This is a genomic window from Staphylococcus pettenkoferi, assembly GCF_002902685.1.
Lineage (GTDB): Bacteria > Bacillota > Bacilli > Staphylococcales > Staphylococcaceae > Staphylococcus > Staphylococcus pettenkoferi.
This window is the reverse complement of record NZ_PPRN01000053.1, coordinates 1-664: the sequence shown is the minus strand read 5'-3', so window position 1 is coordinate 664 and position 664 is coordinate 1. Positions and strand designations below refer to the sequence as shown.

Annotated in this window: 1 rRNA gene; it reads left to right on the top strand. The window is 53.0% G+C overall.

The annotated features are described in order from the left end of the window. Nucleotides 1–660 (top strand): 23S ribosomal RNA (locus CD126_RS09525); the annotation flags it as partial. Nucleotides 661–664: the final 4 nt, after the last annotated feature.

Below are 664 nucleotides of genomic sequence, written 5' to 3'. Positions count from 1 at the left end.
GGGCAGTTTGACTGGGGCGGTCGCCTCCCAAAAGGTAACGGAGGCGCTCAAAGGTTCCCTCAGAATGGTTGGAAATCATTCATAGAGTGTAAAGGTATAAGGGAGCTTGACTGCGAGACCTACAAGTCGAGCAGGGTCGAAAGACGGACTTAGTGATCCGGTGGTTCCGCATGGAAGGGCCATCGCTCAACGGATAAAAGCTACCCCGGGGATAACAGGCTTATCTCCCCCAAGAGTTCACATCGACGGGGAGGTTTGGCACCTCGATGTCGGCTCATCGCATCCTGGGGCTGTAGTCGGTCCCAAGGGTTGGGCTGTTCGCCCATTAAAGCGGTACGCGAGCTGGGTTCAGAACGTCGTGAGACAGTTCGGTCCCTATCCGTCGTGGGCGTAGGAAATTTGAGAGGAGCTGTCCTTAGTACGAGAGGACCGGGATGGACATACCTCTGGTGTACCAGTTGTCGTGCCAACGGCATCGCTGGGTAGCTATGTATGGACGGGATAAGTGCTGAAAGCATCTAAGCATGAAGCCCCCCTCAAGATGAGATTTCCCAACTTCGGTTATAAGATCCCTCAAAGATGATGAGGTGAATAGGTTCGAGGTGGAAGCGTGGCGACACGTGGAGCTGACGAATACTAATCGATCGAAGACTTAATCAATTTT